The following is a 12,902-nucleotide window of genomic DNA, read 5'->3' as shown; positions in this document are numbered from 1 at the left end:
ACGACTCAAAACACTCAATTTCAGTATAAAATCAACAAGAGTAAATATCAAACCTACTATTTGTTTTATGCTCAACACATTTAAATTTCAACTTGTTTCATCAAAAAATACTTAAAATCAAATAAGAAAAAGAGCCTATTCAAATTGAACAAGCTCTCTATAAATTCTGTAAATAATCCAACAACTCGTTAATACACTTATTTAAATTTTATTTTTTAATAACTTATTTCAACAAACTTACTTCAATTCCATTTTTTGAATTTTCGAGTAATTCTTACCTCGTAAAGCCACAAAACTCTCTAACATTTCTTTCAATTTTTCAGGATTGCTTTTTGCTAAATTATTTTGCTCTCCTTCATCATTTTTTAAGTTGTACAATTGAAATTCTGGTGAATTTCCCAATTCAATATTCACAAATTTATTTACTGCTTTGGCATTATATGGTGGAATCATCAACCAGTCGCCTTGGCGGATAGCTGTTCTTGAAGTTGCTTCAATAATCAAGTTTTCTCTTCCTTTGTCACTCTCTCCCATTAAAAGACTTAATTGGTTCTGACTATCGCTTTTTGGAGCATCAACACCTATTAATTTTGCAATTGAGGCCATTAAATCCATCTGACAAACCAAAGCATCTGATTCCTGTGGCTTAATTTTACCTTTCCAATAGGTAACGAATGGAATTCTTGTACCTGCTTCAAATAAGCTATATTTTCCACCTCTAAATGGTCCTGAAGGATTATGCTTACCTAATTTTTCTACTGCTTTATCGTCGTAACCGTCATTTAATACTGGACCATTATCACTTGAGAATACAATTAAAGTATTTTCCAATAAGCCTTCTTCTTTCATGGTTTTCATAAACTGTCCAATTGTCCAGTCAGCTTCCAAAATTACATCTCCACGTGCACCCATTCCCGATTTTCCAACAAATTTAGGATTTGGAGTACGAGGTACATGAGGTTGTTGCAATGCGTAATACAAAAAGAAAGGTTCATTTTTATGAACTCTCACAAAGTTCTGAGCCAATGCTAAAAAGTGACTAGACATTGTTTCATCATCCCATTTAGCTTTTTCTCCACCTTTCATGAATCCAATTCTAGGAATTCCATTCACAATAGTCCCATTGTGACCATGATGCCATTTCAATTTACAAAGCTCTGGATTCTCAAGTCCAGTTTGCTGACCTGCAAAATTATGTTCGTAGCTTACTTCGATAGGATCGTTAGCTTCTAAACCAACTACATTTCCGTTGTCGATAAACACAGTAGGAACACGATCTTGAGTGGCAGCCATAACATAGGAATAATCGAATCCAACTTCGTTAGGACCTGGAGTTATACGCTTGTTCCAATCCAAATTACCATCGCCCAAACCTAAATGCCACTTGCCAACTACACCTGTATAGTATCCGTTAGCTTTCATCATTTTAGGAAGTGTTGGCTGATCAGTACCAATTATTAAAGGAGCACTACCCGGAAGTATTCTTGCATCTTTATTACGCCAAGGATAAGAACCTGTTAACAGTGCATATCTACTTGGTGTACAAGTTGCCGAAGATGCATAAGCATTGGTGAATCGATTTCCTCCTGCTGCTAGCGCATCAATATTTGGGGTTTGCAACTCGGTAGCTCCATAAGAACTTAAATCACCATAACCCAAATCATCCATATAGATTACCACTACGTTTGGTTTTGAACCTGACTCATCAACTGCTTTTTTTGCTGGTTGACAAGCACTTATTAAACTTGCAACCAATAAAACCGACCAAATTAGTTTTTTCATTTTCATATGATTATTATTTTAAATTTTTGCCATATGGAACTTATCATGCTGGTAAATCATCTCCCTCTGTGTCAAAATTACTTTGGCATGAACGTTTCATCAATTTATAATTTTAAGTTTTGTCTTATAGCCTGTCCCGGTATATCCGGAGAACTTAATCGATTATCATTTCCGTGTCTGTAGAACGTTTTAGTCATGGACATTTCATAGACTTATTTCTTAATCAGCACATAATAATTTCATCTCCATTATTAATAGGTCAAGAAACTCGAGTACAATAGTAAGAATTATGCTCTTATGTAAATAGAGGTATATGCCTAAAATTTACGGGGGCATTTGATACTTTGCATATTTCAGCAACTTGTGCAAGTTAATAAAATGGGCAAAGTACATTCAATAATTTTACATTTGGGCATTCCCTTCGGGCGGGCTTTCCGTTTCAACTCCTCACTCGCTTAAGCTCGTTGTGGGGTAACACTGCAATCCCTAACGCGAGGATTACAAATCCTCAACTCCTTAACCTCAATTACAAATCTGAGGGAGCTACGATATCCTTTTGTGTACTTGGTGGTCCACTTTTTGTATTGTCCTCAAGTCGGACAGACTTTTACTTTTCTATCGATGAAAAGTAAACAAAAATCTACCGTGGCAGAAAAAAACACTAAAAATAAGATCATTTCCCTAAAACCTGGAACTCGTCCTTTTAGCCTCCCAGATTTGCTGGTCTCTAATTTCAGAATTTAAGGCTAACGTTCCTCAAACAAGCCAGTTTTATTAACGCTCCTTGATTCGTCTCTTTACCTATTTGTTCCGTCAATGTTGTTATCGTTCCGTTTACGTCTTTACGATTTGCAAATTGACCAATAGCCTCCTGTTTATGTTCTACGAACATATCTCGTTGGTAAGCTATTTGTTGCTGGTACTCCATAGGTAAAAGTCTTGTCCGACTGCTTCTTTAATTAATTGATTCAGACCTTCTCTCTGTAAAAAAAAACAGAAATACTATGTCCTCTGCTGACTTCTCATCTCCTTTAGCTGATTGTCTCCGCTAAGTTTGTTGTTTAGTACAACAGATGATGAGATCTCTCGGGATAAGATAACATACTTTCATCTCGTCCTACTTGATTTACTCTAAGTGGTTACGATTGACTTTCGGGCTTTCCCAATCCATTGCTCGGTTGCCCCCACTAGTAAGCCTTATATCAAGTTTCTGTTCGTTAGCACGGTGACTTTGCTGATGGCTTTCTTCAGATTTACGATCGCCCACAACACCCTTGCCAATTGCTAGTTCTTCCTGTCAACTGGGTGAACTCAAGAACATTTCATCTTGATAGCACATTAACATACCCGACATACAAATAAAAACCCAATTCCTTAACGAATCGGGTTTTGTCCTTGTTATTTTTTATTAATGCCTTAAGACACTAACTTATTATTATCCTCTTTATTAAAAACCGCTGTTTTAGCATTGAAATAATCGACAAGAATTTCAGTTGACAATTCATTACCCTTGTGATCCCAGCCATATAATCTGTAGGTTGCTATCTCATTAGAGAGTTCACAAATTAGATAACCTTTTTCAGAGTCGAAAATATATCTGAATTGCCAAGGTGAAAATTTGTACATCTCTTTATTGTATGGCTTACTAGTAAAAAACCGACCTTTTAATCTAGTTGAAAGATGTGCCTCTCCACATAAATTAAAATATTTATGTTTCTGTTTTTCTGATAAGTTTGTATATATATATATTCCTTTTTCTTTAATATCCTTATTTGAAATTAATCAAAGCGTAATATTTCACTTCTATTAATTTGATTATTGACCTACTTACGGAAGAATTCGTGTAAGATTTTTAAATTTTTAAAAAAGCTATTTATAAATATTAGAGCAAAAAAACCCGATACCTTAAGGTATCGGGTTCTACATTCACATAAAATCTAATTAATTGCACTAATTATCCAACATAAATATTCAGTAATTATTTTAATTTCCAAACTCTAAAATAATTGATCTTATAAATACCATCTAACCGGTTATCATCGGGCAATGCACCAAACCATTTATTAGATTCACAGTTGAAATTGACTTCCAAAGGTTGATTCCAATGGGTATTCTTTGCTTCGCGAAATAATATTCCATCGATGTAAAAACGAATAAATTCTGGTGTCCATTCCAAGCCCCAAACATGAAAATCAGCCTGTAATTCTTTCGGGAAATAATATTTCTTGGTCCGTGAGAAATGCTTTTTAATATCTCCCTTGCCCTTTGGTGTTCTAAATACATGTATGTTAGAATTCAAATCGTGCCGATTGTATAACAAGCCAGGTGCATTTTCACAAATGTCTATCTCCGTCCACCACTCTTTACTAACATTTGTCATCCAAAAGCCTGAAACCCAGGGAGCATCCATTAGTTGTACTTCTGCTTCAAAATATCCATACAAAAATTTAGTCTTACTTTTTATAAAACCTGTAGAATGAGTAAATCCTTCCGGAAGCTTTTCATCTCCATGCTGGCTAACGCGAATTTCTACATTTCCATTTTCCAAACTCACATTTGATCCATGAAAATAGGTTGGTTTCCTTCCCTTCCAACCAGGGTTATTAGGATACCAGCGTTTCTCATCCAATTTTTTCGAATTGAATTCATCCGAATATTTTTCCAATTTGTTCCAATCTTGAGTATTGGCTTGATCGGAAAGTGGAAAGTCTGCATTAGACCTTAGTGGTGCTTGTTTAAGATTTACCGAGTCCACATAGTTCTTCGGTGGAATGGTTAAATTCTGAGAAAATACCGATTCTCCTATTGCGAATACAAATAGTAAACACGTTATTAATTTTAATTTCATATAAATAGTTTAAGGTTAATAGGCACCTCTCTGGTGCAAAGAACTATTTTATTTCCTTGAATTAAATTGCCTGACCACTGCCTGCAGCTAAAATAAAAATCACTTCGAGATTAGTAAAACCATCAGCATAAATAGTCGCTTCATACTTTTGTCCTTCTGACAGAAAAAAAAGCTCTGTACTCAATACTCAAGCATTCTAATCAGTATTACAACCGACCATGAATACAAATAGTAGTATAATACCATATTTTTTTCATCGATGATTAATTACTTTTTAAGTGAATGATAACAGCTCCATTAGCACCTCTAGAACCAAATTCTGCCGCTTCATTTCCTAATAAAACCTCTACGGATTTAACCTGAGCTGGACTGATACCCGTAACATCCTCAGTAATGATTCCATCAACAACAATTAAAACTTCCATTCCTGAAGAAAGAGAATTAGGACCTCTTGAGGTTAAAAATACATGGTTCATTCCGTTTACATTTTCCACTTTTGAAGAAGGATATACAAATTGAATTACCTGAAAAATAGAAGCCATTCTATCAAAATTATTGTTCTCGTCCATAAGGTTTTCAATACAATAATCTAATCTTTCCTCTGATATTAACTCATGTTATATGATAAGTGAATATTTTAACAAACCATTTCATACCAAAATATAACACATTACACGGAAAATGATATGCACCAATTACTTATATCAATATCTACCATTTTTTTGTACCCAACAAGGCGAGCACAATCTGACCACTAAATACTATAAAATAGACACAGATAGTGGAATTTACATAGATAAGTGAACTCTCAAGTGAACACAAATATCATTCTTCCTACAACTAACAATAAATCAAATCATTTACCCGATTAGATAAACTCCCTCTCTCTCCGCTTAAAAAGGGAGTTTCATTCATTTGAAACTCCCTTTTTTTTATGCGCTACGTTTTAATTTATAACAAAAAGTCATACCTCTCCATTATTATTGTAACGTTCCACACTAAAAAAAACATGAACCCTTATTATTTAAAGATTTGTGTTATTTATATCAACTATTTATCAACCATGATGAATTTTCATTAAGATCTTGATATTTTACTCCCAATCACCAACCTTAATTTGATTAAAGAAACTACAGTAAATTATACACCCTGAAAATTCAAAAATAGAACTAAGTTACTCCAGCAACTAGTAACAAGTGTCTGTTAACTGAGAAATTTCTTTATATAAAAAAAATAAAATGACGTTTAAGAACAGTAGAGCAATCCGAAGAGAGAATGCCATGTTTCCTTTTCTCTTTCTTTATTTATAGTATAGAACCTTATTTTTATCTAAAAGGAGTAACTTTAGCATCTTTTAATTACATCTCATCTACCCTATTTTGAAAATCATATTTATAAAGATATTGGGTTAGAATATATGTGTAAATATCTTTCTCTCTTCGTGAGAGTTTCAAGCATTAATAAAATAAATAATGAATATAGAGATTGTTGATTATGGTATTTGTCAAGCAATTGGAAATACGACTAAAGATATTGTTGCAGATAGTTCGACGGGTTATTTTTTGCATTCTGATGATATGGAATTTCTAAAAAGAACAAATATCATCTATCCGAAAGTTGGTTTAAATTTTGGGATAAGTTACCGATTTGTAACTGGAACGGAAATAGCTGAACTTGTTGAATTTGAATGTAGAATCAGACATCCAAAAATGATCAATCCTACAAACAATGAAACGTTTACTGAAATAGTAGAAGCAAAAGATGAATGGAGTGATGAATTGGGATTTGATTTCTATACTTTAGAATTAGATTGGGAAATTCAGTTTGGCGAATGGATTTTTGAAATTATCCACAAGGGAAAAGTAATGGCTAGTCAATCATTTTATCTAAAAGATTTTAGTGAATCCTATGGCTTAAATTAAGATCAGTTGTATCACGCAACAGTGAGTCACATCGGAATAAATTATATAAGAAAAGCCTCACTTTTATTAAAACGCGAGGCTTTTCAAACTAATTATCAGACTTCTAATATAATATGCCTGTACAATAAGCGTAAAAATTGCTTAGAATGTATTTAGTGATGCTCTTCGAAGAAAATAGAAAAGCTTACCAAAGCGATAACCTACAGCAAAATCATTAATACAGAACGACTTTAGTCAACAAACTCCATAAGTCCAAATCTGTTAGGCTGATGCACATCTTTTTTAATATCATAAATTGGGAATATGGTTGAGGTAACACGACGTTCACCTTCGATATCGTTTCTGTCTTGACGAATGGCCAAAAACGCCCATCTATTGCCTTTTTGTACAGGTTCAAATTCTCCTAAAAATCCAAAAACAGCAATTGGAATTTCAACCTCCATTGTCCAACCTTGGTCTTCATCAGAATTATCATTTATAGTACCATTATAGGTGACTTCGGTCCTAAACTCTGGATTAAAGGTTTTTAAAGCAATCTTTTTTCCTTTGTAATAATTATTAAAATATATAAAATCATTAGCCGCTTTGTATAGATTCAACTCAAAACCAAAATGGGTGTCTAAACTATCTGGTACGGGAATAATAAAAATTTCAGCACAATCGTCAAAAAATGGTTTACCATCTCTTTTGGTTTCTCTGGCTGTTAAATATTTATCTTCAAATTGATAAAAAAGATACAAATTCGTTTCGTCCCATAACATTCTGAATGTTGTTTTTTGTTTATCAGAAGGTTTTTCGACTTTATAGATATAATTGAACGTTCTACTTTCCGTTTTATTCCAACTAGCTTCGTCCATTTTTCCATCTATTACAATAGAATCAGTGGCTTTGGATACCTTGAAAATAGATTGATCTCCTAATGATAATTTTTTTTCAGATTGATTTGTTTCCTTTTTAAGATTTACTTTGTTACAAGAAGATATTAGAATAATAAAAGTTGTAATAATGCAAAGTTGAACGATTTTCATATTTATTTCTTAATTTTTGAATAAAGTACTATTTATTTTTGCGTTAACGATTAATTCACAGCAATCTACATATCAGCGATTATAATATTTCTGTCACTATATTTTCATATTATAAGATTAGGAATTTTAAAAAGCAGTCTGAACATGTACATAAATCTCTGTCCTTTATACATTTCGTTAGCTACAGTTTAAAAATATAATTTTAATATTAGCTATGTTTAACTCGCAAATGTATATTTTAAAATTAGTAGAATCAAAAAATAAACTATTCTATTAAACCTTTTAATACTATAAACAACGATGTAATTAATTCCATGACTAGCGGCTTGTGTCGTAAATGAAAAACAATAAAACACTTGTTTGGTTATATCTGAAATTTAAACAATAAAGATATAAACCCAACCAGTACGTAACAGTTGACAAAAAAGATTACCTTTGTTTCTGAATAAGATTTAAAGATTAATTATGCCTTCAAAAATTTTCACACTATCCACAGAATCAGGTGTTCCTAAATATAAACAGTTGATCAACTCCTTATATCTTTCCATCGAAAATGGTGAAGTACATATTGGAGATCAATTGCCTTCTATAAATGCAATATGTAAAGAATTTAAATTATCAAGAGATACTGTACTTGTGGCTTTTAACGAGCTAAAAGCAAGGGGTGTAATTTCATCTGTTCCTGGTAAAGGATACTATTTAGAGAGTAACATCACCCAATTAGAACACAAAATTTTCTTGTTATTTGAAGAGTTTAATGTGTTTAAAGAATTCTTGTACAATTCTTTTATGGAAAGTTTAAATGGCTTAGCTACTGTCGATATTTATTTTCATCATTTTAATGAAAGAGTATTTAAAGAACTGATAGAGAATAACAACGGAAAATATACGTCCTATGTTATTATGCCTGCCAAATTTAAAAATGCCTACACTGTTTTAAAGCAACTTCCTCAAGATAAAGTCTACATTTTAGATCAGACAAACACCAGTCTAAGAAAACATTACCCAGCTATTTATCAGAATTTTGAAAATGATATTTTTAAAGCGCTTACTTCAGGATTAGATTTATTAAAGAAATATAAGAAAGTGTATTTGGTTTATCCTGGTGGCAAAGAACCAGAAGGACAAATGAAGGGTTTTAAGAAATTTGCCAATCAATATGACAAAGAATGGCAGTTTGAAATTATTACAAGTTTAAAAGGACATGTCATTCAAAAATCGGAAGTTTATATTGTTCCAAATGATAATGATATGGTTCGTTTGGTAAAGGAAGCAAACGCAAATCAATTTAAAATTGGTGAAGAATTAGGAATTATATCCTATAACGACACACCTCTTAAAGAGGTTGTTGCAGATGGCATTACAACTATAAGTACCGATTTTAAGGAAATGGGAGAATTACTTGCTAAAATGGTTTTAGGTGGAGAAAAAGAATTAATCCAAAATAAGAGTGAACTCATTAGAAGAAGATCATTATAATCTGGATTCAATCGATTTAAACTCAATTTTCAATTTATTTTTTGGGATTTAATGAAAAACTACTACATTTACATACCAGTACCAACCAGTACGAATAAAACAACTGGTATGATACAAAAATAATGGATCCTTTTTCCACTAGCATTAGGAGAATGATCAGAAAAAACAGTGATTAAATTGAAGAATGTCGGACTACTATTGACGAATTACCCCTCAAAGTGAATATAGCCCGGCACAATTCAATTTTTCATCATACAAAAACAGAATTTAAGGTTCTAAAGAAAGTTCGTCACCTTTTCTCAGAAATTGGTAACGGAGTAAAATGAATCGAAACACTAAATAAAGTAGCTATGAGTAAGTTTGATTATATCGAGAATCCTCACAGAAGGTACAATCCTTTAACTGGAGAATGGGTACTTGTTTCACCACACAGATCGAAACGACCTTGGCAAGGACAAGTTGAAAAAGTTATTGAAGATGTTCGTCCATCTCATGATCCAAAATGTTTTTTATGTCCCGGAAACGATAGAATTGGTGGTGAGAAAAATCCTAATTACGAGGATGTATATTCTTTTCAGAACGATTTCAGTGCTTTATTACAAGATACACCTAAAGGGAAATTCGAAGATGGTGAGCTTTTTAGAGCAGAGAGTGAATCAGGCGTTTGTAAAGTAATTTGCTTTAGCCCTGATCATAGCCTTACGATTCCTGAAATGGAAGTGAAAAATATCCGCAAAGTAGTTGATCTTTGGTGCAAAGAATATAAGGAATTAGGAGATCGCGAGGACATTGGTTATGTACAGATCTTTGAGAATAAAGGATCTATTATGGGGTGTTCAAATCCACATCCACATGGTCAAATTTGGGCATCAGGATTGGTTCCTTTGGAAACTTCGAAAGAATCGGAAACTCAGAAAGCATATTTCGAAAAGCATGGAAATACCATGTTATTCGATTATTTGAATAGCGAATTGGAAAAGAAAGAAAGAATTTTAGCTGAAAATGATTCATTTGTTGCTTTGATTCCTTTTTGGGCAGTTTGGCCATTCGAAACAATGATTATTAGTAAAAGAGCCGTTTCGAACGTATTGGAATTAACCGATGAGGAAAGAACTGATTTAGCAGATATCTACAAAAAACTGACAATAATGTATGATAACTTATTTGAAGTTTCTTTCGCTTATTCAGCAGGTTTGCACCAAGCTCCTACCGACGGAGAAGAGCACCCTGAATGGCACTTACACATGCATTTCTATCCACCATTGTTACGCTCGGCTAGCGTTAAAAAATTTATGGTTGGATACGAAATGTTGGGTACTCCACAAAGAGATATCACTGCAGAAGGCGCCGCTAAAAGATTAAGAGAGTTGCCTTTGAAACATTACAAACAAAAATAGATCATGAAGGGAAAGATATTAGTAACTGGTGGAACCGGATATATTGGTTCTCATACAACAGTTGAGTTAATAAATAAAGGTTACGAAGTCGTAATTATTGACAACTTATCGAATTCTGAAGTGAGAGTTGTTGATAGTATCGAAAAAATTACGGGAACTCGTCCAAAATTCTATGAAATGGATTTGCTTGATCAAGCAAAATTGGATGCGTTTTTTGCTGAGAATAAAGATTTAAAAGGGATTATTCATTTTGCAGCAGCAAAAGCTGTTGGTGAATCGGTAAATATTCCTTTGCACTACTACCGCAATAATTTAGTGACTATGCTAAATTTATTGGAGGGAATGAAGAAGTATGAAATTGAAAATTTTGTATTCTCATCATCTTGTACAGTTTATGGTCAGCCAGATGAGTTGCCTGTAACAGAAAATGCGCCGATTAAACCAGCAGAATCTCCTTATGGATATACCAAGCAGGTGAATGAAAGTATTTTGAGAGATACAATTGCTTCTGGTGCAAAAATTAAAGGAATTGCCTTACGTTATTTTAATCCTATTGGAGCTCATGATTCTGGACTAATTGGAGAATTACCTATTGGTGTTCCTGCTAACCTAATGCCTTTTGTAACACAAACAGCTTACGGTTTACGTGATCAATTAAGTGTATTTGGCGACGATTACGATACGCCTGATGGTTCTTGTATTCGCGATTACATTCATGTTGTTGATTTAGCGAAAGCACACATTATTGCTATTGAACGTATGATTAATGGTAAAAACATTGCCCCTTACGAGATGTTTAATATAGGTACTGGTAACGGATTCTCAGTATTCGAAGTAATCAAATCATTCGAGAAAACATCAGGAAAAAAATTGAACTATGTTGTAGCTCCACGAAGAGCTGGTGATATTGTTAAAATTTGGGCTGATACAACCATTGGTAATACTGTTTTAGGTTGGAAAGCTGAAAAGACGCTTGATGAAATGACCAAATCTGCATGGGATTGGGAGAATAATTACAGAGCCTCAATTAAGAAATAAGAACAATAATTTATTAAAATATATTACAATGAAACGAACAAATAAATAGTAATTAATCAATATTCTACGGAGTATAATTACTATTTATTTGTGGTTTTCAAATGGTAATAACAAAAAATATTACAGATGAAAATTAGTACAATAACTGAAAAAATTAATGGCGGCGATAATAAAGCATTTAAGGCTTTATATGGAAATGATGCTGCTGTGTTAAAATTACAAGCAGATCGTTATGCCAAACAATTAGCAAATTTCCAATCTACTTTCGGAAACGATGAAGCTTCATTGTTTAGTTCTCCAGGTCGTACCGAAGTTGGTGGTAATCATACCGATCATCAACTTGGAAGAGTATTGGCAGGTGCTGTAAATCTAGATAACATTGCTGTTGCTGCTGCCAATGGAACTAATGTCGTTCGTATTAATTCTGTTGGTTTTCCTCCATTCGAGGTTGATTTATCTAATCTTGAAGTTACTGAATTTCAAGTAACACCAACAAACTTAGTTCGTTCAATTGCTGCAGGTATTAAAGAATTAGGTCTTAAAGTAGCTGGTTTCGATGCAGTTATTGATGGTGCTGTGCCAGAAGGATCTGGATTAAGCTCTTCAGCTTCTTTCGAAGTATTAATTGGTGCAATTTTTAGCCATTTATTTAACGATGGAAAATTAGATCCTGTTGATAATGCAAAAATTGGTCAGAAAGCTGAGCATGCTTGTAAGAAATTTTGTGGCTTAATGGATCAAACTGCATGCGCTGTAGGTGGCTTCATTACAATTGATTTTGAGAATCCTGAAAATCCTATTGTGAAAGCTTTGGATTTCGATTTTGCAAAAACTGGATATTCATTGGTAATTACTAACACGGGTGGTAGTCACGGTGGATTGGATGCTGAATATAATTCTCTTCCAGGAGAAATGAAAGCAGTAGCTAAGGAATTGGGACAAGAAGTTCTTCGTCCTCTTTCTATGGAAGATGTTATAAAAGGAATTCCAACTATTCGCGAAAAAGTTGGCGATCGTGCTATTCTTCGTGCTATGCACTTTCAAGGAGATAATGCTCGTGTAGTAAATCAGGTTGCTGCTTTAGAAGCTAATGAATTCGAAAAATTCTTAGGTCTTGTCATCGAATCAGGATTTAGCTCATACATGTACAATCAAAATATATTTGTTGGTGGACAACCAAAATACCAAAGTGTAGCTCTTGCATTGGCTTTAAGTGAGCAAGTACTTAAAGGTAAAGGTGCATGGCGTGTTCACGGTGGTGGATTTGCTGGAACTATACAAGCTTTTGTTCCTAACGATTTATTAGAAGAATATATTGCAACACTTGAACCTGTATTTGGTAAAGGTAATTGTCATAAACTATTCATTAGAGCTGAAGGATCTGTTAAAGTAGAATTATAGATTTAAG

The 12,902-nt window shown here is 33.4% G+C and carries 12 protein-coding genes; 5 read left to right on the top strand and 7 right to left on the bottom strand.

Annotated elements, in window-relative coordinates:
* Positions 1-237 precede the first annotated feature (237 nt).
* From EMN46_RS03525 to EMN46_RS03505, 6 genes are all read right to left on the bottom strand, one after another.
* Positions 238-1,782 carry an arylsulfatase gene (locus tag EMN46_RS03525; protein ID WP_229130261.1) on the bottom strand — a complete coding sequence of 515 codons (1,545 nt, stop codon included), beginning with the start codon at positions 1,780-1,782 and terminating at the stop codon, positions 238-240.
* Positions 1,783-2,515: 733 nt separating this feature from the next.
* A complete protein-coding gene (locus tag EMN46_RS19865; protein WP_154199291.1) occupies positions 2,516-2,710 on the bottom strand; it encodes a hypothetical protein in 195 nt (64 codons plus the stop codon).
* Positions 2,711-3,198: 488 nt separating this feature from the next.
* Positions 3,199-3,408, bottom strand: a complete 210-nt coding sequence (locus EMN46_RS03515) for a hypothetical protein (RefSeq protein WP_154199290.1) — start codon at positions 3,406-3,408, stop codon at positions 3,199-3,201.
* Between the two features lie 352 nt (positions 3,409-3,760).
* Complete coding sequence (locus EMN46_RS03510) at positions 3,761-4,630, bottom strand: family 16 glycosylhydrolase (RefSeq protein WP_154199289.1); 870 nt, start codon at positions 4,628-4,630, stop codon at positions 3,761-3,763.
* Positions 4,631-4,691: 61 nt separating this feature from the next.
* The gene (locus EMN46_RS19860; RefSeq protein ID WP_229130260.1) at positions 4,692-4,814 is read right to left on the bottom strand and encodes a glycoside hydrolase family 97 C-terminal domain-containing protein; all 123 of its coding nucleotides are present in this window, start codon (positions 4,812-4,814) and stop codon (positions 4,692-4,694) included.
* Positions 4,815-4,893: 79 nt separating this feature from the next.
* On the bottom strand, positions 4,894-5,199 hold the full coding sequence (locus tag EMN46_RS03505; RefSeq protein ID WP_154199288.1) for a TonB-dependent receptor plug domain-containing protein: 306 nt from the start codon (positions 5,197-5,199) through the stop codon (positions 4,894-4,896).
* 903 nt (positions 5,200-6,102) lie between these two features.
* Here EMN46_RS03505 and EMN46_RS03500 point away from each other — a divergent pair.
* Positions 6,103-6,552 carry a DUF3859 domain-containing protein gene (locus EMN46_RS03500; protein ID WP_154199287.1) on the top strand — a complete coding sequence of 150 codons (450 nt, stop codon included), beginning with the start codon at positions 6,103-6,105 and terminating at the stop codon, positions 6,550-6,552.
* Positions 6,553-6,782: 230 nt separating this feature from the next.
* On the opposite strand, the gene EMN46_RS03495 is transcribed toward EMN46_RS03500, so the two are convergent.
* Positions 6,783-7,580: a carbohydrate-binding family 9-like protein gene (locus tag EMN46_RS03495; protein WP_154199286.1), complete on the bottom strand. Its 798-nt coding sequence runs from the start codon at positions 7,578-7,580 to the stop codon at positions 6,783-6,785.
* 465 nt (positions 7,581-8,045) lie between these two features.
* On the opposite strand from EMN46_RS03495, the gene EMN46_RS03490 reads away from it, so the two are divergent.
* The 4 genes from EMN46_RS03490 (at position 8,046) to EMN46_RS03475 (ending at position 12,895) form a co-directional block, all read left to right on the top strand.
* Positions 8,046-9,059, top strand: a complete 1,014-nt coding sequence (locus tag EMN46_RS03490; protein ID WP_154199285.1) for a GntR family transcriptional regulator — start codon at positions 8,046-8,048, stop codon at positions 9,057-9,059.
* A 350-nt stretch (positions 9,060-9,409) separates the two neighbouring features.
* Complete coding sequence (locus EMN46_RS03485; protein WP_154199284.1) at positions 9,410-10,456, top strand: UDP-glucose--hexose-1-phosphate uridylyltransferase; 1,047 nt, start codon at positions 9,410-9,412, stop codon at positions 10,454-10,456.
* A 3-nt stretch (positions 10,457-10,459) separates the two neighbouring features.
* Positions 10,460-11,494 carry a UDP-glucose 4-epimerase GalE gene (gene galE / locus EMN46_RS03480; RefSeq protein ID WP_154199283.1) on the top strand — a complete coding sequence of 345 codons (1,035 nt, stop codon included), beginning with the start codon at positions 10,460-10,462 and terminating at the stop codon, positions 11,492-11,494.
* A gap of 126 nt (positions 11,495-11,620) precedes the next feature.
* Positions 11,621-12,895: a galactokinase family protein gene (locus EMN46_RS03475; protein ID WP_154199282.1), complete on the top strand. Its 1,275-nt coding sequence runs from the start codon at positions 11,621-11,623 to the stop codon at positions 12,893-12,895.
* Positions 12,896-12,902: the final 7 nt, after the last annotated feature.

The sequence above is a fragment of the Ancylomarina sp. 16SWW S1-10-2 genome (genome assembly GCF_009669305.1).
Lineage (GTDB): Bacteria > Bacteroidota > Bacteroidia > Bacteroidales > Marinifilaceae > Ancylomarina.
Note: the sequence above shows the minus strand (reverse complement) of the source record. Positions and strands in the feature narration are given on the sequence as shown.